Raw genomic sequence first — 22,036 nt, 5'->3', positions numbered from 1 at the left:
GGGCCTTCTTGGATGAACCCGGCACATATCAATATACCAAACATTGGGATGCGCAGGAGATGCGGACAGCCGCCACCTGCAAGTCAAATAGGACCGGATGGATTGGGAAGCGGGCATGTTGCACTGCGGCAGTCTTGTGCCCTCACTTTCGGAAGCATCTCAGCCCTGTCATGCCTGGCATGTTGATGTCTGACAGGGTCAGAATCAGTGATGGGTCTGGGATCGCTCTCATCTGCCCCAGCGCGGACAAAGCAAACTGCATCACGAAGCGCCCCGATCGCAAGTCACGCCGAAAATGATGACGAAACATGCTTTCGACATCCGGCTCATCATCAACTACCATGATGTAGATGCTCACTTGGTCTCCCCAGGGGTTGCTTTGCGCTGACCCTTTCGTTGAAGTGTGAGAATGAACTCGGTGAACGCACCGGGTTCGCTCACGACCTCGATCATCCCGCCGTGTTGCTTCACGACGATGTCGTGGCTTATGGACAGGCCGAGCCCTGTGCCTTCCCCCGCTGGCTTAGTGGTGAAAAATGGGTTGAACATCTTCTCCTTCACCTCGGGCGGGATACCGGTGCCGTTGTCGCGGATCCGGATCTCGACATGATCGCTGGCCCCGCGCGTGCTGGCGGTGATCATCGGCTCGAATTCGCCGCTGCCGTTGTCGACTTTGCGCTGGCCCACTGCGTAGAAGCCGTTGGAAAGCAAGTTGAGCAGCACGCGGGTGATTTCCTGCGGGAATACCTCGACCATACCGGCTTCCGAATCAAAGTCGCGCTGCAGCGCGACGTTGAACTGCGGCTTTTCGGCGCGCGCGCCGTGGTAGGCTAAATTGAGGCTCTCTTCGACTAGGTTGTTCACGTCAGTCAGCCGGTGCTCGCCGCTGCCTTCGCGCGAATGCAGCAGCATGTTCTTGACGATGGAATCGGCGCGCTTGCCGTGCTGGATGACCTTCTGCAGATTGTCCTTCAAAAGGCCTGTCAATTCGTCGACTTCGTCGCGGATATTACTGGTGAGACTGGCGGAGTTCAGAATATTGTTGAGCTCGTCCGTCAGTTCCGACGACAGCAGGGCGAAGTTGTTGACGAAGTTGAGCGGGTTCTTGATCTCATGCGCAATGCCGGCGGTGAGCTGTCCGAGTGAGGCAAGCTTTTCGGTCTGGATCAGCCGGTCCTGCGCGGTACGGAGGTCGTCGAGTGAGGCTGCAAGTTCCCGGGTGCGGGACTGTACTTCATCAAAGAGGCGCACATTCTCGATCGCGATGACGGCCTGATCGGCGAAGCTCGTAACGAGCTCGATTTGCTTTTCGCTGAATGGCCGGACTTCGCGACGTGCAAGGACAATGGCGCCGACCGGATTGCCTTCGCGTAGCAAGGGCACGCCAAGAAAGCTGCGCGGATTGCCGCTTAATTCCTGGCCTTCGAAAAAGTAATCAGTGTCTTCAAGCACATCGGTAACATGGACTATCTTGTCGCCGAGCAAAGTCCGGCCCGTGATGGTGCGCTTGTCGGGCCGGACCGGGAGATCCCTTACATACTCGGCGAATTCGGCTGGAAAGCCGTAGGAACCCGCCCGGAAATAAGCATCGCCGGTCTTGCGGGTGATCGCCGCCATATCGGCTTCGCATAGTCGCGCCGCCGATTCGACCAACGTATTGAGCACGGCCTGCAAGTCGAAGGCCGAGCGACTAATCACCTTGAGCACGTCGGCGGTAGCCGTCTGCTGTTGCAGCGACTCGCTCAAATCCTCGGTTCGCTTGCGCAGTTCGCTGAGCAACCGCGTGTTCTCGATGGCAATGACCGCCTGGGCAGCAAATTGCTGCAGGAGCGCGATCTGCTTTTCGGAAAAGCGCCGGATTTCCTGCCGGAAGATCATGACGTTGCCTACCACTCGCTCGTCGTTGAGTAACGGCACCGCGAGCAGGCAGCGTGCACCGCCGAGGTCGACCAGCGCCCGCCGGTTGGAATCTCCGCTGCGATAGGCGTCCGACTCGAGCAGGTCGGTGATTTCGACGAATGCTTCACCCTTCAAGAGGCGCGCGGGCGCTGTGGCAGGACCATATTGGAGAGGCTGCTTACGTCGAGCCTCATCGTATGCGAGGGGCAGACCATAAGTGGCCGCCGTGTAGAATTGCCTGCCATCGTAGGTGTTGAGCACGCCAAAACTAGCGCCGCAGAGCTGCATCGCCTTGCTCAGCATCGCGTCGAACACCGGTGCGAGATCGCCGGCCGATCGGCTGATAACGCTCAGCACTTCCGATGTTGCGGTCTGCTGCTCCAGCGATTCGGTCAACTCGTGCGTTCGCGCCTGCACCTCCTCGAAGAGGCGGACGTTGCCTATGGCGATTACCGCCTGATCGGCAAATGTTTGGAGCAAGGCAATCTGCTTGTCGCTGAACGGATTGACCTCCGACCGACGAAGCACGATCGCGCCGATGCTTTCGCCATCACGCAGCAGCGGCGTGCCAAGGAGTGTGCGGCAGCCATCGACACGTGACATTTCGCGCGCTATCGCGAAGTCCGTGCCTTCATCGGAAAGCACGTCGTGCACATGGACCGGGTGCCGGTCGGCCACGGCGCGGCCCGAGATCGAGGCCCGGTCGTTGGACCAGCGCTTCTGATTCATGGCAATCGGGCCATGATGGGCACCAAGGTGTAGTTCGTCGGCTCCCTGGAGCACGATGACGGCGTCATAGGCCCCACAGAGCGCGCAGGCACTTTCGACGATCGCGTTGAGAACCGGCCCGACATCGGTCGGGGACGAGGCGATAACGCGGAGGATGTCGGCACTGCCTGTCTGGAACTGCAGTGCTTCGCTGAGATCATTCGTGCGCTGGCGCAACTCCTTCAGCAGCCTTGCGTTCTCGATTGCAATGACAGCTTGGGCTGAGAAATTCCGGACCAGCTCGATCTGCTTGCTTCCAAAAGACCGGACCTCCCGGCGGTAGATGGCGAAGGCGCCGACCAGTTTGTCATCCTTAAGCATTGGCACAAGTAGAAGGGTACGCGCTCCGGCGATGTCGACAAGCTCGGAGAATCGTGGGTCGCGATCGATGTAGCTTTGTTCGTTTCTGACGTCCGCAATGTGAATAACCTCCTTCGTGCGAATGACGCGGTTTAAGGGAACATCCGGATGGGGGTGACGGACCACCCCGCCGTGACGTCGCGCCTCAGCATAGGCCGGGGGAGCGCCATGCAGCGCGGCCGTGGCGAACTCCTTGCCATCGTAGAGAAACAAATTTCCGAACTCGGCTTGACAAAGCCGGAGCGCATTTTCGACCATCGCATTGAATACCGGTTCCAAATCGCCGGCCGATGAATTGATGACCCGTAGCACTTCAGCGGTGGCTTTCTCCCGCTCGAGCGCCTCATCGCGCTCGCGTCTTAAGCGTCTTTGCTGCGCGGTCGTCGCCAAACGATCGCCGGGCATCGCTTTGGATTTACTTGGCGTCGCCGCCTTGTCGCCGGCCGATTTACCGGGTTTGTAGCCCATACTTAAGCGTCGCTTCATTGTCTTCTCTGAAGGTACTGAGCCGCTCAACATGCCGGAAGCGCTCATCCACAGTGCATCAAATTAGTCTACCCACTCCGTTCCTGACCAAATTCGAAGATCGACAGGCCCATCAGGTCACGACGGGTCTTGTTTTCCCATCCCTTTCAGCTCCTGGGTCAACTCCTGGACATTGCTTAGGTCCTCGATACCATCGACGAGCGACATGACGCGCTCTCCAGCAGCCTTACCAACGACTGGCACGGCAAAATTCATGAACTTTCGTTCGAGTGACGCTCGCGCGAGCGGGCGTAGTGCATCGCCTTCGGGAACCTCCACTGTCTCGCGCGCGGACTGACCATCTGCGAGGACAATCTCGACGCTTGCGCCGCGGCCCCTTGGCAGTTTTGCAATGAGAGATTCTCCGGGTTTTACGGAGGTCTTGTCCACCAAGGCCATCACGTCCAGGTCCCGCCAGCGGTCGTGCTCGAATTGTGAGACTGTCACATCACCGTCGACAAGAGCCATGGCGAGGCACACGGGAAGACTGTGATCAGCGGTACCCTTGGTCTGCGGCCGGAATTTCGGAGGATCTGCTACGCGCTCGATAATTCCGGGATAGGTCTCAACCGTGATCGCCCGTATATCTTGTGCTCGCCCTTTGATCCTTGCAGCAAGCAGCACACCGGCCTCTGCCACAGCCTGCAACTCGATCTGAACAGGGAAACGCTTGAATGCCACGCGGGGCAGCCGGTATCGCGCAAGTTCGAGGTCGACGGCAAACTCCTCCTTGGGAGGTTTCATTTTTGAGGCCAGCCATTCCAGCGTGCCAGATGGGCCGGTAAAGCCCTGCGCGGCCAGTCGCGTTGCGAAAACGCCATCGGCCGCGGTCGCCGCGAGCCCCATGGCCTTCATCATACTGATCGCGCCGCTATTGACGGCAAAACTTGTGAAACCACGTGCGCCAGATATTCCGACCGCGTTTGCGAGCGCCCGCTTTGGAAGCCCCCAGACCTTGCCCGCAATCAAAGGAATGCCGTACGAGGCTGCACACAACGGATGGAATCCTCGTTCGATGAAGGAGATGGCATCATTGACGCGCATACTGGCCTCATAGCCGACAACCATCGCCTCGATGAGATCGCGGCCACTTCGGCCTTGCTCTTCGCAGAGCGCAAGCGCTGCGGGAATCACCTCGCTTGGATGAAGCGGCTCGGTGCCGATGTAGGTGTCGTTCATGTCGAGTGAACGGACGAGGACTCCATTGACGAACAGTGCACCTTCTATGGTAGCGGGTCGCGGATAGCCGATCACTGTCGCTGTATTGCCATCTCCGAACGTCTTGCGAATGGTTGTCTCGGCTATATTTGCGGGCTCGGATCCTACCGATCCAAATGCGCATCCGAGTGTGTCAAGAAGGACGCGCTTGACCGACGTGATAACCTCAGCGGGCAAAACCTCATATCGTATCGCTAATGCAAAATCGGCAAATCTTTGCTCGAGTGTCGCCTTCTGGCCGTCGCCGTTGCCAGCAGCAAGCACTGAACCGACGAAATGATAACGGTCGGACCGGAAGCTTTCCAGAAGGAGAGTAGCGGAAACGGCAGTTGCGGTTCGCACCAAAAACTCACGACGTTCCATGAATGTCTCCATTATGAAATCGCAGCAATGGCAGTCAGATTAAAGCATGGTGCGCTGCTATCGGGCTAGGGGCAACGTCTGAGATGGGTCAAAAACGGCAGTCAGCCCATGAGTGGGACAACGTCCGGTTTCCCCGCGGACAATAGACATGGCAGTGGTTCTCGTGGTGTTCCCCTGAGGCCAATTGCAGACGTGACCAACTCCATCGTAGGTTCAAGTGACTTGATCCCGGCGCATGTCGATCCAGATGGACAAGAGAAGAAAGCTTCTATCCGGCTTGGCCGACCGCCTTGTCGCAATCTCGCCAGATCGGACGGTCCGGGTCGCTATCGATGGCGTTGACGGAGCCGGAAAGACCACATTCGCTGATGAACTCGGAAGCCTCGTCGCGGCTGCGGGGCGGCCTGTCATTCGAGCATCAGTCGACGGATTTCATCATCCCCGGGCGGTCAGATATCGGCGCGGGCGACATTCACCGGATGGTTTTTTCGAGGACTCTTACAACTACGCGGCATTGAAGCAATATTTGCTGGACCCGCTAAGCCCCGGTGGTTCTCGTCGCTATCGTCGAGCCTTCTTCGATCATCTGACCGACGACATTGTGCCTGCCGATGACCTGGAGGCACCGCCCACTTCCGTCTTGCTGATAGACGGCATCTTCCTGCACCGGCCTGAACTGCTCGCCTATTGGGACGCTTCCATCTTCCTCCGAACGGACTTCTCCGTGTCCGTTGCGCGCTGCGCTTCGCGCGATGGCTCATCACCCGACCCCGCCGCTCCATCGAACCGACGCTACGTTGACGGGCAGCGGCTCTATCTTCGGAGCTGCCAACCGGAAGCGAAGGCCACGATTGTCGTCGATTACAACGACCTCTCAACCCCGTCGATTGTGACGTGAACAATTCAAGCGGCAAGCCCGCTCGCGCGCACAGACTGTCGATCACGACGACGCAGCGCGTCGTCCGCTCCCAGCTCCGAAGCGAAAGCTCTGGAGCCGCCTCGCCGCCTACGCCGTCCGCAGCACCGGCGCCGGCGGTTGTGACGGCCTGACCAGCGCGAATGCCACCTGCACGATGCCACCGGCTAGCCCCAGCGCGACGCCGATGCGCCAAGCCATGGTGTAGGAGCCGAGCGCGTCGTAGATCACCCCTCCTCCGTAGGCCCCGAGGAAGCTGCCGATCTGGTGGCTCATGAAGGCGAGGCCCTGGATCATGGCCTGCCAGCGCAGGCCGAACATCTCGGCAACCGCGCCCGCGACCAGCGGGCCGACGCCCATCCAGAGGAATCCCATGATCGCGCCGAACAGCAGCGTCGAGAACGGGGTCGCCGGCAGCATGAAGTACCAGGCGAGCGCCAGCGAGCGCAGAATGTAGATGCCGCCCAAAAGCGCCAGCTTGTTCCAGCGCTGGCCGGCCCAGCCGAAGAACAGCGAGCCCAGCACGTTGAAGCCGCCGATCATGCCGAGCGTCTGTGCGCTCAGCATCGGGTCGAGGCCGCAGATCGCCAGATACGACGGCAGATGCGTGGTGAGGAACACGAGCTGCATGCCGCAGACGAGATAGGCGCAGGTCATCACCACGAAGGAGGCGTTGCCGAACGCCGCCTTCGTCACCGACGCCGCACTCGCATCGCCGATGTCGTCGGCGGCAGGCTTGGGCAGCGGGACCTGATCGACGCGGCCGGCATACCAGGCCGCGGGAATCATCAGCACCGACATGACGACGAAACCGGCGAGCCCGACGCGCCAGCCGAAACCCTCGTTGAGCATCTGCCCGATCGGTGCCGACAAGAGCGCGCCGAGCGAGCCTGCGCCGGAGACGATGCCGAGCACGGTGGAGCGCACCGTTGCGGGCACCGCGCGTGCCGCCACCGACATCGCGATCGCAGCCGCGGTGCAGGCCAGCGACGTCCCGATCAGGACGCCGGCGCCGATCATGATGCTGACCAGCCCGTTCGCGGTCGCCATCAGCGCAAGGCCTACAATATACATCAGCGAGCCCGCGATCATGATGGCACGGAAGCCGTAGCGCACCGTCATCGCGCCGGCGAGCGGCTGGAGAAAGCCCCAGGCGAGGTTCTGCACCGCCAGCGCCAGCGTGAAATCCGAGATCGAAATGTGGATGTCATGCGTCAGCGGCTGCATGAAGATGCCGAGGCTCTGCCGCAGCCCCATGCTCAGCGTCAGCATGATCGAGGCGCCGATCAGGATCGGCAAGGTCGGACGCAGGACCTGCAGCAGGGGCATTTTTCTTCTCCCTTTTGGGCACGGCGCAAAGGCCGCCGTCCGCTTTTGCCGTCGATTTTGATTACACAGACCTGTGTACTTAGGCTATGATTGGCAGGTGCTGTCAAGCCAACAGGAGCTTTTCTGCTGCATGGCTCCCCCGCCCGCCCCACAGACGATGAAAGAGCGGATCCTTCACACCGCCGACAAGCTGTTCTATCTGCAAGGCATTCGTGCGATCGGCGTCGACACCATCGCGGCCGAGATCGGCATCAGTAAGCGCACGCTCTACAACCACTTCCCCTCCAAGGACGCGCTGATTGTGGCCTATCTGGAGCGCCGCTTCGTGCACGCATCCCCTTCCGACAAGCCGCCGGCCGAGCAGATCCTCGCCACCTTCGATTCGCTGGAGCGGCGCTTTGCGGCCAAGGATTTTCGCGGCTGTCCGTTCGTGAACGCGGTCGCCGAGCTCGGTCCTACGGACCGCGCCGTGAAAAAGATCGCGATCGCCTTCAAGGAAAGCCGCCGCCTCTGGTTTCGCGATCGCCTGACCGAGCTCGGTGTGGCGAACCCGGACGCGCTCGCAACGCAGCTGGTGCTCTTGGTCGACGGCTCGATCGCCCAGGACCTCGTCCGCGACGACCCCGCGATGGCGCGCGCCGCGAAGGAAGCGGCGACGGTGCTGTTGCGGAATGCGGGGGTGGATGTGGGGGGCGATGCGAAGCCGGCGCAGGGTCGCAAGCGCCCGCCGCGATAAACGCCGGCGCCGCACTGCTCGGTGTCATCACCCGCGAAAGCGGGTGATCCAGTATTCCAGAGGCAGCTGTGATTGAACGGAGAGGCCGCGGCGTACTGGATTTCCCGCTTTCGCGGGGAATGACGGCGGAGTTCGGGAGACCGCCGCCACAGGATCAAAATGCTCCTGTTTTGCCCGACAAGTCAAAAGGCGCGACCGCTAGCGCAAGGCCCTTTGCAACCCGCGCGTAACCCATTGATCCGACGAGCGCCGGCTACTGTGCATGGGGTTGTTTTCGCACTTTTTGTGCGAGCGGCCTCACGCCGCCTGCGACACCACGCGGTTGCGGCCGTCGTGCTTGGCGCGGTAGAGCGCGGTGTCGGCGCGCTTGAGGACGTCGGCGACCGCCTCGCCCTTTCTCTCCAGCGTGGTCAGGCCGATCGAGATGGTGACCTCGATGCGCTTCGCCCCTTTGTGGATCGCGAACGGCTCGCCCGCGATCGAGCGGCGCAGGCGCTCGGCGACCATGCCGGCGACGTGCAGATCGGTCTCGGGCATCACGATGACGAATTCCTCGCCGCCGTAGCGGCAGGCGAGGTCAATGCCGCGGATCGACTTGCGCACCCGCACCGCGAACTCACGCAGCACGTCGTCGCCGGCGTCGTGGCCGTAATTGTCGTTGATCGACTTGAAGAAGTCGATGTCCAGGATCATCAGCGCCAGGGGCTTGCCGCGGGTCGCGGCCTGCTCGGCGAGCGTTGCCAGATGACTCTCCATGTAGCGGCGATTGTGCAGGCCGGTGAGCGCGTCGGTGATCGCCATCTCGATCGAGTTCTGCACGTTGTCGCGCAAGTGATCGGTGTAGCGGCGGCGGCGGATCTGGGTGCGGGCGCGCGCCAGGAGCTCGGTCTTGTCGATGGGACGCAGCAAATAGTCGTTGACGCCGATCTCGAGGCCGCGGAGCAGCCGGGTCGAGTTCTCGGGGTCCGCGATCGCCAGGATCGGCACGTGGCGTGTGCGCTCCAGCGAGCGCGCCTGGCTGCAGAGCCTGAGGCCGTCGAAATTGTTGAGGTCGAGCGAGACGATCAGCAGGTCGTAATTGCCCTCGGCGGCGTGGAACAGCGCCTCCGTCGGGTTCGGCTCGACGTCGATGGTGTGCTCGGCGGCGAGGATCGTCGCCAGCCGCTCGTAGGAGGACTGGCGGTCGTCGACCAGGAGGATGCGGCCGCCCTTGCCGGTGTCGGCGACGGCACTGCGCTCGGGCGCCTGCATGCCGATCTCGAGCGAGGTGATGGCGCGCATGCGCAGCTCATCGGTCATCATCTTCAGCCGCGTCAGCGAGCGCACGCGGGCGATCAGCACGACGTCGGAGACGGGCTTGGTCAGGAAATCATCGGCGCCGGCCTCGAGCCCGCGGTTGCGGTCGGAGGGACTGTCGAGGGCCGTCACCATGACGACGGGAATGTGATGCGTGGCCGGGTCGGACTTGATGCGGCGGCAGACTTCGTAACCGTCCATATCAGGCATCATCACGTCGAGCAGGATGATGTCGCATTCGGCGCGATGACAGATCGCCAGCGCCTCGGTGCCGTTCGAGGCGGTCATCACGTCGAAATATTCGGCGGAAAGGCGGGCCTCTAACAGCTTGACGTTGGCGGGGACGTCATCGACGACCAGGATACGCGCAGACACTGTGAACTCACTTCCTATCCGATAAAGCGCCGGACCGTCTCAATGAATTTGCCGACCGAGATCGGCTTGGACAAATAGGCCTCGCAGCCGCCCTCGCGGATGCGCTCTTCGTCGCCTTTCATCGCGAACGCCGTGACCGCGACGACGGGAATGGAACGCAGTTCCGGATCGTCCTTGATCCAGCGCGTCACCTCGAGGCCGGAGACCTGCGGCAATTGGATATCCATCAGCACGAGGTCGGGCCGCATCTTGCGAACGAGGTCGAGCGCTTCATAGCCGTTGCTGGTGCCGGAGGTCTGGTAGCCGTGCGCCTCCAACAGGTCGCGGAAGAGCTTCATGTTGAGCTCGTTGTCTTCCACGATCAGGACGGTCTTGGCCATCCCGCCCTCCTGATTGGTCCGAAGGACCGATACATGTGACGCCTCAGACGCCGCTCGCCGGCGTTTCGAAAACTGGATTCAAACTAGCCTCAGATTCGCTTGAGTTTCGTTAAACCCGAGGGTCGACTTTCTGCGATGTGGTTTCCAGTTGCTTGTCTGGGGTCGGGAGACTCAGAGGCGAGACTCGGGCATGATGCAAAGTAGACACTGAAAGTTAACGGAAAGGCAAACCGTCCCCTTGAAAAAGCCTGTTCACAACCCCCGCGAAGTCGCTGAAATCGTTGCGATTCAGGCCCTGTCCTTCGTCGCGAGCGAGCCCGAGCGGCTGGGCCTGTTCCTGGCCGAGACAGGGGTCGGTCCGGAGACCCTGCGCAATGCCGCCGCGGACCCCAATTTCCTGCTCAGCGTGCTCGATTTCGTGATGCGGGACGACGCCACCGTGAAGGCCTTTGCCAGCTCCGTCGAACTGCATCCGACCAACGTTGCCGCAGCGCGGCAGGTCCTCGGCGACTCGCTCGGCGCCCCCTCCTGGGAGCGCGACGTGCCGTGATCGTTCCCGTCCCGGCCGGGCCCCGCTGCTTCTGCCGGGATTGTCTGGCCGATCTGGATATGGCCGTGCGGCGCTGCTCGGCCTGCGGTTCCCCTCGCCTCGTCCGCCATCGGGCGCTTGGCTCGCTGACCATCGCTCATATCGACTGCGACGCCTTCTACGCGACGGTCGAGAAGCGCGATAACCCCGACATCGCCGACAAGCCCGTCATCATCGGCGGAGGAAAACGCGGCGTGGTATCAGCCGCCTGCTATATCGCGCGCACCTATGGCGTGCGCTCGGCGATGCCGATGTTTAGGGCGCTCGAAGCCTGCCCGCATGCGACCGTGATCCCGCCCGACATGGCGAAGTATGTCCGCGTCGGCCGCGAGGTGCGCCAGGCCACGCAGGCCCTGACGCCGCTGGTCGAGCCGCTGTCGATCGACGAGGCTTTCCTCGATCTCTCCGGCACCGAGCGGGTGCACGGCATGGCCCCGGCAAAGGTGCTGGCGCGCTTTGCCCGCGAGGTCGAGCGGGACATCGGCATCTCCGTCTCGGTCGGCCTGTCCTGCAACAAGTTCCTGGCCAAGATCGCCTCCGACCTCGACAAGCCGCGCGGCTTTGCCGCGCTCGATCAGGAGGAAGCGCGCGTGATGCTGGCGGACAAGCCGGTCGGCTTCATCTTCGGCGTCGGCCCCGCCACGCAGGAGCGCCTCGTGCAGCGCGGCTTCCGCATCATCGCCGATTTGCAGAAGGCCGACGAGATCGAGATGATGCGGCAGTTTCCGAGCGACGGCCGCAGGCTGTGGCGGCTCGCGCGCGGCATCGACGACCGCCGCGTCGAGCCTGACCGGGGCGCCAAGACCATTTCCAGTGAGACCACCTTCGAGACCGATATCCGCGATTTCGCGACGCTGGAGAAGATCCTGTGGCGGCTATGCGAGAAGACGTCGTCGCGGCTGAAGAGCAGCGAGCTCGCCGGCACGACCGTCACGCTGAAGCTGAAGACCGCCGATTTCCGGCAGCGCACCCGCTCGCAGTCGATCGCCGCGCCGACCCAGCTCGCCGCAAAGATCTTTGCGATCTGCCGCGAGATGCTGGCGAAAGAGATCGACGGCACCGCCTTCCGCCTGATGGGCGCCGGCGTCAGCGCGCTGCGCAACGGCTCGGCCGCCGACGACACCGACATGCTCGACCGCCGCGCCGCCCACGCCGAGCGCGCGGTGGACAGTTTGCGCAAGAAATTCGGCAGCGCTGCGGTGATCCGCGGCATCGCCTATGACGGCCCGGAGAAGGCGCCGGAGTGATGACGGGAGAACGCGACATCCGGGTGTTGCTGCGAGACATGAGGCCGGAGCTGCGGCCGGGCATCTTCGTGTTCTGCACGATCCCGGCAAATGAGAGCATTCCGGCGATTATCAACCCAGTGCTGACGTTTCGCGAGCAGGAAGGCACAACGCTGGTGATCCCGCGCGAAGAAGCAGAAGCCGCGGGACTGCACTATGCGTTTGCCTCGCGGCTGATCACCCTGACGGTTCACTCGGCGCTCGACGCGGTCGGCTTCCTGGCGGCGATCACGGCGCGCCTCGCCGAAGCCGGCATCGGCGTGAATGCCGTTTCGGCCTTCCATCATGACCATCTCTTCGTGCCCGTTGACCGGCTGGACGAAGCGATGGCGTCTCTACAAGAGCTGTCAGCAGAGTAGGATGGGTAGAGCGCAGCGAAACCCGATCCTACAGTCAGATCAATCCGCGACCGCAATCGCTTCGATCTCGATCAGCCATTCCGGCGCGGCAAGCGCGGTGACGCCGAGAAGCGTGGACGCCGGCGGCTCCATGCCTTCGAAGAAGGCCGAGCGGGCCTTGCCGATGATCGGGCGCAGCTCCGGCTTGTAGTTCACGACAAAGGTCGTGATCTTGACGATGTTGGAATAACTCGCGCCGGCCGCTTTCAGCGCGTGACCGAGATTCTGCATCACCTGTGTGGTCTGTGCGGCGATATCGCCTTCGCCGACGATCCGTCCCTCCTCGTCCACCGAGACCTGTCCCGAGATGTAGATGGTCCGCGCGCCTGAGGCGGTGACGACGTGGGAGTAAGCGGGATTGTGATGCAGGCCGCTGGGACGGAGATGGTCGAGCTTGGGCATGGGCTGGCTCCCTGAGGTTTTTCGTTGGAAGGAAGCGTAGCTGGAGATCATGACAAGAGCTAGATGCGACAAGCAACCCTCGTGCACCGTCATCCTGAGGTGTGAGCTGCGCGGTGCAAAGCTCCGCGCGGCGAGCCTCGAAGGATGCACGGCCCCGCAGCTGCAGCCGGGCCGTCGCCCTTCGAGGGCCGCTGAAGAAGCGGCCGCCTCAGGGTGACGGTGATGGAGTGAAGTACGCGGCACGCGGCCCTGGCAAGTGCCCCCTCAATTGCAGGGCTTGCTGTCCTTGACGTCGAACTTACCCATCGCGCCGGAGATGACGAAGTCGTTGTAATCGAGCACGAGCTGGCGCGAGACGCCGTTCTCGTAGAGCTCGAAGGACATCGCATAGACTGGCGTCTGCTCACCTTCCTTCTGCTGGGCGTCGCGGTCGAAATAACTGACGGTGACCGGCCAGCGCTTAAGCGATTTCATGTGCTCGTCCGATGTGGTCGGATCGGACGCGGTGTCACGGTCGGATGGGATCGGCTGGCCGATCACGGTCAGCGTGTTGTAGACTTTCTGGCCGTCGTCGGAGCCGTCATAGACGGAGAGCTCGAGCAGCGATTTGCCTTCTTTCGCAGCGGCGATGATGCGCTGGATCTGCTCGGTCGGGAACACGATCTTGCCGTCGAGGGTGAAGCTCTTCGGCGCCGGAAGCTTCAGCTTGACGTTGATGTGGTCGCCGTCGCGCTCGGCCGAGCCGTCGACCCGGCCGGCATCCGCTTCGTTCATGCGCGTCTCGATCTTGAAGCGGTAGCTCTTGCCAGCGGCGTCCTCCCAGGAATTGGAACGGAGGTCGCTGAGCGTGACCTTGCCCTCGCCGCTGTCGAGTTCAGAGACCTGGCGGAATTCGGAGGTGTAGCCCTCGCACGAGCTTCCGGTGAAGTTGTAGAGGATGCGGCCACGCGCACTGTTGACCGAGTTGGAGCGCGATTTCACCAGGCTGAGGTCATAGAGCGCCTGATGCGGCAGGAACGGACCGTTGGCGGCCTTTGCGCCCTCGCCAAGGCCGAAACTGGCCGCGACGAGCGCCATCACACCGAGCGAAGTCCGGAAAAGGTGCACCATGTCTATTCCTTGAGGACGCATCCTTGGGGAAGCGCAGATTCGACATTTTAATGACCGTTCCATTGCGTCGCAACTGAGGCCGTTTCACGTAAAGTTGCGGCCCCAGCGCTGAACCTGCTGCCTCGCCGCGGGCAAAAGCATCTTCTTGCGGGTTGCTTGCATGTGGCGGCCCGATGGGCGAAACAGGGCGCGCCCGGCCTTGCGGACGCGCCGGGGCGAATGATTTTTGGACAACGAGGTCGGACATGGCAGGTACGGTCGAGCAGAAGCTGGCGGAACAGGGTATCAAGCTGCATGAGGCCCCTACTCCCGTCGCCAATTACGTCCCGTTCGTGCGCACCGGCAATCTGCTGTTCGTCTCCGGCCAGGTCTGTTTCGATCCCGCCGGCAAGCTGATTGCCAAGGGCAAGCTGGGTGCCGGCGTCTCGATCGAGGACGGCGCTGCGGCCGCTCGCGGCTGCGCGGTGAACCTGCTGGCTCAGGTCAAGGCGGCACTGGGCGATCTCGACAAGGTGGTGCGCGTGGTGCGCCTCGGCGGCTTCATCAATTCGGCGCCGGACTTCCTGGACGGGCCAAAGGTGCTCAACGGCGCCTCCGACCTGATGGTCGCGGCCTTCGGTGACAAGGGCCGCCATGCCCGCACCACCGTCGGCGTCGCCTCGCTGCCCGCGGATGCGGCAGTCGAGGTCGACGGCGTGTTCGAGGTCGCCTGACGGAAAATGCGCGCTCCTGATTGGCTGACGGCCCGGCCGGTCGCCCATCGCGGCCTGCATGACATCTCCCGTGGCATCGTCGAGAACATGCCGGGCGCGGTGCAAGCCGCGATCGCAGGAAATTTCTCGATCGAGGTCGACATCCAGCCCTCCGCCGACGGCGAGGCCATGGTGCATCACGACCATGCCCTCGGCCGCCTCACCGAGGCCACCGGCGAGGTGATCTCGAAGACTGCGGCCGAGCTGAAGGCAATCAGGTTCAAGGACACGGGCGAGCGGATGATGTCGCTGTCCGACCTCTGCGCCCTCGTCGCCGGCCGCGTGCCGCTGGTGATCGAGGTGAAGAGCCATTTTGGCGGCGACCGCAAGCTGGTGAAGCGGATGGCCGAGGTGCTGGCGTCCTATGACGGGCCAGCCGTCGGCATGTCCTTCGATCCCGACCAGGTGCTGGCGCTGCGCGAGCTGTTGCCCAACCGCCCGCGCGGCATCGTCGCGCAGCGCGCCTATGAGGACGATTACTGGGCCAAGCTCACGCGGGAGCAGCGCGACAGCATGCTCTATCTGCGCCACGGCTTTCGGACCCAGCCCCACTTCGTGGCCTTTCGGGTCGACGACCTCCCGGCCCCCGCCCCCTGGATCGCCCGCAACGTCTTCGGTTGCGCCCTGCTCGGCTGGACCGTCCGCACGGGCGAGCAGCGGACGCGGGTCGGGCAATATGCGGACCAGATGATTTTTGAAGGGTTCGTGCCGTAGGTCTTGCCCGTGTCCCGGACAAGGTGCAACGCGTCAGCGTCACAGCGCAGAGCACCAGAAGGCGCCAGACTGTGCGGCCACATGGGCCCCGGCGCAGCAGCGCACCACGCCGGACGATGCTTCGCATCGCCTGCGTGCTGCGCTGCGTCCGGGGCACCGAGAGCGTGCCTTCCCCACCCCCTTGAAGTCGCTGCTGCAATGCACGATCTTGGGGGTCGATGGCATCATCCGAAATTACCCTCGAGGCTGTACCGTCCATTGGCGAGGTCTCGCCGGAGGATTGGGACGCTTGCGCCAATCCCGGCAAGGCCCTTAACGAGAAGGCCTGCAACGGGCATGGCCCGGGAACTTCATCCCCCCTTCCAGGCGATTCCCTCAGCCTCTCAAAACCTGCCTATAACCCGTTCGTTTCGCACGCATTTCTGTCTGCCGTTGAGAAATCGGGTTCGGCGACGATCCGCACTGGCTGGGACCCGCGGCATCTCGTGGCCAAGATCGATGGCCGCGTCGCCGGAATCGTGCCCTGCTATCTGAAATCGCATTCCCAAGGCGAGTACGTCTTCGACCGCGGCTGGGCGGACGCCTATGAGCGCGCCGGCGGGCGCTATTATCCGAAGCTCCAGGTCTCGGTTCCCTTCACCCCGGCGACCGGGCCGCGGCTGCTGGTCCGCGACGGCGTCGACCGCGAGCGCATCATGGACGCGCTGGCGAGTGGCCTCATAGCGCTGTGCGGCGTCAGCAAGGCCTCCTCCGTCCATGTCACCTTCGCGCGCGAGTCCGAGTGGAAGCTGCTCGCCAAGCACGGCTTCCTGCAGCGCACCGACCAGCAGTTCCACTGGCACAACGAGGGCTTTGCGAGCTTCGACGATTTCCTGGCGACGCTGAACGCGCGCCACCGCAAATCGATCAAGCGCGAGCGGCGCGATGCGCTGGCCGCAGGTATCTCCATCCACTGGCTGACGGGCAAAGACATCACCGAGGATGCCTGGGATGCCTTCTTCGAATTCTACATGGAGACCGGCTCGCGCAAATGGGGCCGGCCTTATCTGACGCGGGAATTCTTCTCGCTGATCGGCGAGACCATGAGCGAGGACGTGCTGCTGGTGATGGCCCGCCGCAACAATCGTTGGATCGCGGGCGCGATCAACTTCATCGGGTCGGATACGCTGTTCGGCCGCAACTGGGGCGCGGTCGAGCATCACCCGTTCCTGCATTTCGAGGTCTGCTATTACCAGGCGATCGACTTCGCCATCAAGCGTGGCCTCACGCATGTCGAGGCCGGCGCGCAAGGTGAGCACAAGATCGCGCGCGGCTACCTGCCCCGCACCACCCATTCCGCCCACTTCATCGCCGATCCCGGTCTGCGCCGCGCCATCGACGATTACCTCAAGCGCGAGCGCGCCTATGTTGCGGAGGCCGGACGCGAGCTTGCCGAGCTCGGCCCGTTCCGCAGAGACGCCGACGAGGCGCCTTGACGCCTCGCCGTGGCTGGTGACAGTAGGCGCAAATTGTTCGAGGAGCCGCCGCCATGACCGCCTACGACCCCAACAACATCTTCGCAAAAATCCTGCGCGGCGAATTCCCCTGCCACAAGGTCTACGAGGACGAGCACGTGCTTGCCTTCCTCGACATCATGCCGCGGGTATCAGGCCACACGCTGGTGGTCCCAAAAGCCTCTGCCCGCAACATTCTCGACATCAAGCCCGACGATTACGCCCATGTCGCCCGCGGCGCGCACAAGATCGCTGCCGCCGCAATGAAGGCCTTCAGCGCCGACGGCATCACCGTTCAGCAATTCAACGAGCCCGCCGGCGGCCAGGTGGTGTTCCACCTGCACATGCACGTGATGCCGCGCCACGACGGCGTGGCGATGCTGCCGCCCGCCAGCCGCAAGGAAGACACTAAGGTGCTGGAGGAGAACGCGGCGAAGCTGATCGCGGCGTTGAAGGCGGGATAGCGCCACACACTCCGTCATTGCGAGGAGCCCTTGCGCGACGAAGCAATCCAGACTGTCTCCGTAGAAACAGCCTGGATTGCTTCGCTGCGCTCGCAATGACGGGCGGTTGGAGCAGAGCGCCCCTCACTCCGTCTCGAAATCACCCTTCTGCGGCGCCGCCAGCGGGGTGAACTCGCACCGATCCGGTTTGATGTCGATCAGCGGCGTATTGTCGAGGCAGTCGAGCCCGCGCACCAGGATCGCATTGCCCTCGATACCGACCAGCTTCACGATCGACGTGCCGATCGGGTTCGGCCGCACCGGCGAGCGCAGCGAAAAGGTGCCGCGGGTTTTCTCGTTGTTCTTCGGGCTCTGCAGGATGATGTCGCGGCGCGACTGGTCGAGCCAGTAGAGCACTTCGAGATTGCTATAGAAATCGACGCCCTTGATGGCCGGCACGAACGGCTCGAAGATTTCGAGACGGCAGATCGGGCCATCCTGCCGGCCCTGCCGCGGCGTCTCCAGCCGCGACGTCCAGGGCGTGCGGATGCGGCCGATGAAGACAAGACCGGCATCCTTAGTCGGTGGCAGCTCGATGGCGACCTCGCCCTCGCGGAGCTCCTGTTCGCGAACCATATTTCCTGTTCCTTGGCTGTTCGCTGGGGGTTTTAGCCCAACCACCACTTGCCGGCCAGCATGAAGACTTCACCGGTCACGACGCCCGCGAAGATCGAGCGGCGGGCCAGCAGGAAGGCGACGAGGCCGGCGGCCGCCGCGCCATAGCGCAGGACATCAGGCACGCTCGCGAGCGCGCCTGGCGGCTCGACCACGATCTGGGCGATGACGCCGGCGAGGATGGCGGTGGCGACCGCCCGCACCCAGACCAGCAGTTCGGAGCCTTCGTCGATGCCGCCGCCGAACCACAGACCCAGCATGCGCCAGATCTGGTTAGGAACGACGCCGGCGACGAACAGCACGACGAGCGCCTGCCAGTCGCCGATCGCTTGCGCAAAGCTCATGCGCGCACCTCCCGCCACCAATGCACGCCATAGGCGATCGTGCCGGCCACCACCCCGCTGACCAGGATATCGACGCCGGAGCTCATCTTTGCGGCCAGCGGATACAGGAAGATCCCCAGCACGAGCGCGACGACGTCGGCGACCTCGCGGCTGTTGCGCGCGGTCGAGAAAAGGAAGGACAGCGGCGTCAGCAACAGGATCGCCGCGCCAAGCGTCTGCGTCAGGTTGGCGGCGAGGAAATAGCCGACGGTGTTGGCAACGAGGCACACCGAGACGAGGCCGCAGCCGAGCCCGTGAACGAAGGCGATGCGCCGCTCACGCGGCACAAGCGGCAGGAAGCGATGGCACTCCACCCACAGCGTCACCGCGGTGAGATGCGCGGCGAAGACCAGCTCGCGCCGCTTGGTCGTCGGCGTCCGCATCAGCGGCAGCACCGAGACCACCATTGGAAACAGGCGGATGGCGCTGACGGTGACTGCAATCGCCGACTGGATGATGGTGGCGCCGGAGCCGAGCGTGGTGATCAGGATGATCTGCGCCGGGCCCGCCCAGACGAACAGCGTCGAGCACAGCGCCCAGAGCAGGCTGAAATGGGTGTCATGGGCGAGCGCGCCGATGCCGAGATAGGTCACGAACAGCACGATGGTGAGGATCGTCTGCGTGATCGAACGCAGCCCCCAGCCGAAGGCAAGCCAGGGGCTATTCCATTGCGGTGAATCGAGCGGAGGCAGCGCCACGGGAGCTTTGGCTGGTGAGGAATCGTGCCTGCATAACGGGCGAGACGGCGGCTCGCGTCAAGGAAGCGCGCGGCGGGGCTGGCATGCGCAGCGTCGGCGCTGACGGGGCACCCTATCCGCTCACGCCCCTATTCTTCAGCACGAAACAGGCTCCGCCAGCCTTTCGTATCCGGTTGCACAGATCATCCGCCTCGCTGCGCGTGTCTGCACCGATGCGCACCTGGTAGAAGGCGCGCGTGCCGCGGCTGCGCATCACGGATGACAGCAGGCTCGGATCGCGGTCGCCAATCACGGCGCCGAGCCGCGTGACCGCGCGGGAATACATCGCCAGCGCCCTGTTGCGGTCGAAGCCGGCAGCGAGCTGGACGCCCCAGACCTTTGCGGCCGCAAGCTCCACATGCTGCTCGAGCTCGGCGACGAAGGCATTCGGCGCGCGCTTGAGCAGCGCCATCAGATCGCGGCAGCTCGTCGGCGGCGAGCTCGGCGGTCCCTTGCCGGTCGCGCCTGCCTTGACCCAGGCATCGAGGCTCGTGCCGGTGATGGCGAAGACGTAGCTGCGGGTCTGCTCCGGCATGCCGCCGGTGCCGGCGAGCCATTCCTGCACGCGCCGCGGACCTGCGTTGTAGGCAGCGGCGGCAAGGCCGAGATTGCCGAACTGGTTGCGCAGCTCGTTGAGAAACTCCGCCGACTTCGGCAATGCCTGCACCGGATTGAACGGATTGAGCAGCCCGCGCTCGCTCGCCGTGCCCGGCATGAACTGCGCGATCCCCTGTGCGTGCTCGCCGCTGCGCGTCATGGGGCCGACTGCATCGGCCTGGAAGCGGCTCTCCTGCCAGATCACCCGGGCGAAGAATTCGAGCGGCAGATTGGCGTCGCGCGCGGCGGCCTCGATGATCAGGCAGATCGACTCCCGCGTATCGTTCTCACGCGCATCGGACTTCTCCGGCGGCTTCGCGGGCTCCTCGGCGGCGGGAACGGCGGCATCGGTCTTGGCAGGCGGGCTGTCCGAGGCCGCAACCTGTGACGTCAGGACGAGCAGCATGGTGACGATGCCCGATGCAATCTGCACCCATCGCGGGCAGGCATGGCAGTGGCGCCCACCGGCGCGGCGTGCAACAAGATGATCTGCCATGCTGTGGCATCGTGCCATGTTTCGACGAGTTACCAATTGATGCTGCCTGACCTGCTTCTCCCAATGCGTTACCCCGCCAAACGGATCCGCACCATTCTCGCCTTCGCCGCCTGGATCGCGCTCACCTTGAGCGTCGCGCCGGCCATCGCTGAGGTGGCCGCCAAAGTCACCTGGCAAATGACCACGGAATACCCCGAGAATAACATCTCCGGGATCGGGCTCACGACCTTTGCCAGCCGCGTTTCCGAACGCACCCACGGCTTCGTGACCGTGGCCAACGCCTTCGACAACCGGCTCAAGATCAGTTCGGGCGAGATGCCGCGCGCCGCTCTCGATGGCCGGATCGCCGGCGGCGATGCTTTCGCAGGCGCGCTCTCCGGAGTCGACCCCGTGCTCGGGTTGTCCACCCTGCCCTTCCTCGTGCAATCGGTCGAGCTCGCCCGCGCCACAAATCTGCGGGCGCGTCCGCTTTACGAGAAGGCGCTAGCGGCGCGCGGCCTGAAGCTACTCTATCTGACGATCTGGCCCGCCACGGGATTGTGGTCTGAATATGCGCTCCAAGGTGCCGACGACCTGCCCAAGCTGAATTTGCGGACCTATGACGCCAATTCCAGCGCGGTCATGCGCGCGGCCGGCGCCGACGCACAATTCCTACCGATGGACGCGGCGCTCGCTGGACTCAAGGAGCATCGCCTGAATGCATTCCTCACCTCAGGCGACGGCGGCGCGGGACGCAAGCTCTGGGATTTCCTGCCGCACTTCACCGCCATCAACTACGCGATGCCGGTCTCGATCGCGTTCGTCCGCAGCGACGCCTTTGCCGAACTGTCCGAGCCGGTGCAGCGCGAGGTGCTGGCGGCGGCCGCCGAGACCGAGCAAAGCCAGTTCGCCCTCTTGGCCCATCGCACTGCCGAAAATTATGCGCGCATGCGTGACAACGGCGTGCGCATCGCCGAGGCGGCGCCGCAATCCCTCCTCGCCGCGCTCCGGAGGGCAGCAACGACGACGGTCGCCACCTGGGAAACGCAGGCCGGCGCGGACGCCGCCGCGATCGTCGAATGGGCCCGGCAGCAATGACGCATCTGGCTCTTGACTTGAAAGCCGATCCCACTAGCAACGGGGCGGTATCAACCGGACTGCGGCGGCATGGCGACAATCTTCTTCGATCTCGACGGCACACTCACGAACCCGAAGCCTGGGATCACGCGCTCGATCCAGTACGCGCTGGAGCGGCTGGACGTCGCGGTGCCGAGCGAGGACGAATTGACCTGGTGCATCGGGCCGCCGCTGCATGCCAGCCTGAAAAAGCTCACCGGAACCGACGAACTCGCCGACCGCGCATTGCTGCTCTATCGCGAGCGCTTCAGCGATATCGGCCTGTTCGAGAACGAGGCCTATGCCGGCATCGTGGACACGCTGACGACGCTCGCCGCGACAACGCCGCGCATGTTCGTCGCGACCAGCAAACCTGCGGTCTATGCCAGGCGCATCGTCGATCATTTCGGCCTGAAACCCTACTTCGAGCATGTGTTCGGCTCCGAGCTCGACGGCACGCGCGTCGACAAGCGCGACCTGCTGCGCTACGCGCTCGACCAGGCCAAGGTCGATGCGGGCAGCGCGATCATGATCGGCGACCGTAGTCACGATGTCATTGGCGCCCGCACCAACGGCATGACCGCGATCGGCGTGCTCTATGGCTATGGCAGCGAGGCCGAGCTGAAGGACGCCGGCGCCCATCACATCTGCGCCGCGCATCCCGAGCTGCTCGGCCATTGCGTGGCCTAAAGCGCGATGAG

At 63.5% G+C, this 22,036-nt stretch carries 22 protein-coding genes and 1 pseudogene; 11 read left to right on the top strand and 12 right to left on the bottom strand.

From position 1 onward, the window contains the following. Positions 1-137: 137 nt before the first annotated feature. The 3 genes and pseudogenes from XH84_RS29185 to XH84_RS29175 all read right to left on the bottom strand — a co-directional run. A pseudogene (locus XH84_RS29185) lies at positions 138-358 on the bottom strand (response regulator transcription factor); the annotation flags it as partial. Beyond that, positions 355-3,495, bottom strand: coding sequence for a GAF domain-containing protein (locus XH84_RS29180; RefSeq protein ID WP_245471886.1), 3,141 nt, complete (start codon positions 3,493-3,495; stop codon positions 355-357). The gene XH84_RS29180 and the pseudogene XH84_RS29185, both read right to left, overlap by 4 nt. Before the next feature lie 135 nt (positions 3,496-3,630). Beyond that, a complete protein-coding gene (locus XH84_RS29175) occupies positions 3,631-5,133 on the bottom strand; it encodes an MmgE/PrpD family protein (RefSeq protein ID WP_164936398.1) in 1,503 nt (500 codons plus the stop codon). Between the two features lie 235 nt (positions 5,134-5,368). On the opposite strand from XH84_RS29175, the gene XH84_RS29170 reads away from it, so the two are divergent. After that, positions 5,369-6,031, top strand: a complete 663-nt coding sequence (locus XH84_RS29170) for a nucleoside/nucleotide kinase family protein (RefSeq protein WP_245471885.1) — start codon at positions 5,369-5,371, stop codon at positions 6,029-6,031. A 108-nt stretch (positions 6,032-6,139) separates the two neighbouring features. On the opposite strand, the gene XH84_RS29165 is transcribed toward XH84_RS29170, so the two are convergent. Then, positions 6,140-7,378: an MFS transporter gene (locus XH84_RS29165; protein WP_128920561.1), complete on the bottom strand. Its 1,239-nt coding sequence runs from the start codon at positions 7,376-7,378 to the stop codon at positions 6,140-6,142. Positions 7,379-7,508: 130 nt separating this feature from the next. On the opposite strand from XH84_RS29165, the gene XH84_RS29160 reads away from it, so the two are divergent. Then, a complete protein-coding gene (locus tag XH84_RS29160) occupies positions 7,509-8,114 on the top strand; it encodes a TetR/AcrR family transcriptional regulator (protein ID WP_128920560.1) in 606 nt (201 codons plus the stop codon). 297 nt (positions 8,115-8,411) lie between these two features. On the opposite strand, the gene XH84_RS29155 is transcribed toward XH84_RS29160, so the two are convergent. Beyond that, on the bottom strand, positions 8,412-9,785 hold the full coding sequence (locus XH84_RS29155; RefSeq protein ID WP_128920559.1) for a PleD family two-component system response regulator: 1,374 nt from the start codon (positions 9,783-9,785) through the stop codon (positions 8,412-8,414). Between the two features lie 14 nt (positions 9,786-9,799). Further along, positions 9,800-10,165 (bottom strand): response regulator, encoded by a 366-nt coding sequence (locus XH84_RS29150; RefSeq protein WP_008130064.1) that lies wholly within the window; start codon positions 10,163-10,165, stop codon positions 9,800-9,802. 238 nt (positions 10,166-10,403) lie between these two features. On the opposite strand from XH84_RS29150, the gene XH84_RS29145 reads away from it, so the two are divergent. Genes XH84_RS29145 through XH84_RS29135 form a run of 3 tightly spaced genes read left to right on the top strand, consistent with a single transcriptional unit; the run spans position 10,404 to position 12,399 of the window. Continuing rightward, entirely contained in the window at positions 10,404-10,715 is a 312-nt protein-coding gene (locus XH84_RS29145; protein ID WP_128920558.1) for a DUF3572 domain-containing protein, read from the top strand. Further along, positions 10,712-12,001 (top strand): DNA polymerase IV, encoded by a 1,290-nt coding sequence (locus tag XH84_RS29140; RefSeq protein ID WP_128920557.1) that lies wholly within the window; start codon positions 10,712-10,714, stop codon positions 11,999-12,001. Before XH84_RS29145 ends, XH84_RS29140 begins: the two co-directional genes overlap by 4 nt. Further along, positions 12,001-12,399 (top strand): ACT domain-containing protein, encoded by a 399-nt coding sequence (locus XH84_RS29135; protein ID WP_128920556.1) that lies wholly within the window; start codon positions 12,001-12,003, stop codon positions 12,397-12,399. Before XH84_RS29140 ends, XH84_RS29135 begins: the two co-directional genes overlap by 1 nt. A 39-nt stretch (positions 12,400-12,438) precedes the next feature. Here XH84_RS29135 and XH84_RS29130 read toward each other — a convergent pair whose 3' ends face one another. Continuing rightward, a complete protein-coding gene (locus XH84_RS29130; protein ID WP_128920555.1) occupies positions 12,439-12,840 on the bottom strand; it encodes a RidA family protein in 402 nt (133 codons plus the stop codon). A gap of 264 nt (positions 12,841-13,104) precedes the next feature. Beyond that, complete coding sequence (locus XH84_RS29120) at positions 13,105-13,950, bottom strand: cell envelope integrity EipB family protein (protein WP_128920554.1); 846 nt, start codon at positions 13,948-13,950, stop codon at positions 13,105-13,107. Between the two features lie 245 nt (positions 13,951-14,195). Between XH84_RS29120 and XH84_RS29115 the strand changes: the two genes are divergently transcribed. The 4 genes from XH84_RS29115 to XH84_RS29100 all read left to right on the top strand — a co-directional run bounded on the left by XH84_RS29115 (position 14,196) and on the right by XH84_RS29100 (position 17,373). Continuing rightward, complete coding sequence (locus tag XH84_RS29115; RefSeq protein ID WP_018321130.1) at positions 14,196-14,663, top strand: RidA family protein; 468 nt, start codon at positions 14,196-14,198, stop codon at positions 14,661-14,663. Positions 14,664-14,669: 6 nt separating this feature from the next. Then, a complete protein-coding gene (locus XH84_RS29110; protein WP_128920553.1) occupies positions 14,670-15,416 on the top strand; it encodes a glycerophosphodiester phosphodiesterase in 747 nt (248 codons plus the stop codon). Between the two features lie 218 nt (positions 15,417-15,634). After that, on the top strand, positions 15,635-16,891 hold the full coding sequence (locus XH84_RS29105) for a GNAT family N-acetyltransferase (RefSeq protein WP_128920552.1): 1,257 nt from the start codon (positions 15,635-15,637) through the stop codon (positions 16,889-16,891). 53 nt (positions 16,892-16,944) lie between these two features. Beyond that, positions 16,945-17,373: an HIT family protein gene (locus XH84_RS29100; protein WP_128920551.1), complete on the top strand. Its 429-nt coding sequence runs from the start codon at positions 16,945-16,947 to the stop codon at positions 17,371-17,373. Between the two features lie 123 nt (positions 17,374-17,496). Here XH84_RS29100 and tsaA read toward each other — a convergent pair whose 3' ends face one another. The 4 genes from tsaA to XH84_RS29080 form a co-directional block, all read right to left on the bottom strand. Beyond that, positions 17,497-17,988, bottom strand: coding sequence for a tRNA (N6-threonylcarbamoyladenosine(37)-N6)-methyltransferase TrmO (gene tsaA / locus XH84_RS29095; protein ID WP_128920550.1), 492 nt, complete (start codon positions 17,986-17,988; stop codon positions 17,497-17,499). A gap of 32 nt (positions 17,989-18,020) precedes the next feature. Then, positions 18,021-18,371: an AzlD domain-containing protein gene (locus XH84_RS29090; protein WP_128920549.1), complete on the bottom strand. Its 351-nt coding sequence runs from the start codon at positions 18,369-18,371 to the stop codon at positions 18,021-18,023. After that, positions 18,368-19,108: an AzlC family ABC transporter permease gene (locus tag XH84_RS29085; protein ID WP_128920548.1), complete on the bottom strand. Its 741-nt coding sequence runs from the start codon at positions 19,106-19,108 to the stop codon at positions 18,368-18,370. Before XH84_RS29085 ends, XH84_RS29090 begins: the two co-directional genes overlap by 4 nt. A gap of 112 nt (positions 19,109-19,220) precedes the next feature. After that, positions 19,221-20,150, bottom strand: a complete 930-nt coding sequence (locus XH84_RS29080; RefSeq protein WP_164936414.1) for a lytic transglycosylase domain-containing protein — start codon at positions 20,148-20,150, stop codon at positions 19,221-19,223. A 129-nt stretch (positions 20,151-20,279) separates the two neighbouring features. Here XH84_RS29080 and XH84_RS29075 point away from each other — a divergent pair, with 129 nt between their 5' ends. Both XH84_RS29075 and XH84_RS29070 read left to right on the top strand, forming a co-directional pair. Further along, positions 20,280-21,317, top strand: a complete 1,038-nt coding sequence (locus tag XH84_RS29075; RefSeq protein ID WP_164936397.1) for a TRAP transporter substrate-binding protein — start codon at positions 20,280-20,282, stop codon at positions 21,315-21,317. Positions 21,318-21,386: 69 nt separating this feature from the next. Further along, the gene (locus XH84_RS29070) at positions 21,387-22,025 is read left to right on the top strand and encodes an HAD family hydrolase (protein ID WP_128920546.1); all 639 of its coding nucleotides are present in this window, start codon (positions 21,387-21,389) and stop codon (positions 22,023-22,025) included. Positions 22,026-22,036 lie beyond the last annotated feature (11 nt).

The sequence above is a fragment of the Bradyrhizobium nanningense genome, from assembly GCF_004114535.1.
GTDB lineage: Bacteria > Pseudomonadota > Alphaproteobacteria > Rhizobiales > Xanthobacteraceae > Bradyrhizobium > Bradyrhizobium nanningense.
Note: the sequence above shows the minus strand (reverse complement) of the source record. Positions and strands in the feature narration are given on the sequence as shown.